Source organism: Pseudomonas sp. BJa5 (assembly GCF_030272875.2).
In the GTDB taxonomy this organism is placed as follows: domain Bacteria; phylum Pseudomonadota; class Gammaproteobacteria; order Pseudomonadales; family Pseudomonadaceae; genus Aquipseudomonas.
Genome location: NZ_JALRNG020000104.1, coordinates 1 through 330, shown reverse-complemented (window position 1 = coordinate 330; position 330 = coordinate 1). Strand labels below are relative to the sequence as shown.

1 tRNA gene is annotated in these 330 nt (G+C 57.6%); it reads right to left on the bottom strand.

Annotated elements, in window-relative coordinates:
* Positions 1-8: 8 nt before the first annotated feature.
* Positions 9-85, bottom strand: a tRNA-Met gene (locus tag M2D63_RS25605).
* Positions 86-330 lie beyond the last annotated feature (245 nt).

Here is a 330-nt window from a genome sequence, read left to right as displayed (position 1 = left end):
TTTGAACTTGGTGGCTACACAGGGACTTGAACCCCGGACCTAAGCATTATGAATGCTCCGCTCGAACCAACTGAGCTATGTAGCCAAGTGGCGCGCATTATTCGCTTGAAACGATGTTGTGTCAACACCTTATTTGAAAAATTTTTACGCACGATCAACCGCTTAGCGTTTTCAGGGCAGGCGCGGCACGTCGCTGACCGACAACTGGCCCGTGCGCCAGGCCAGCAGCCGTTCGGCGTCTACGTTCTCGACCGTCCCCAGGCCCTTGTCGCTGATGCGCAGGCGCTGGCCGTCGACGAGCTGGCGCTTGTCGCCATCGCTGCTCACCTC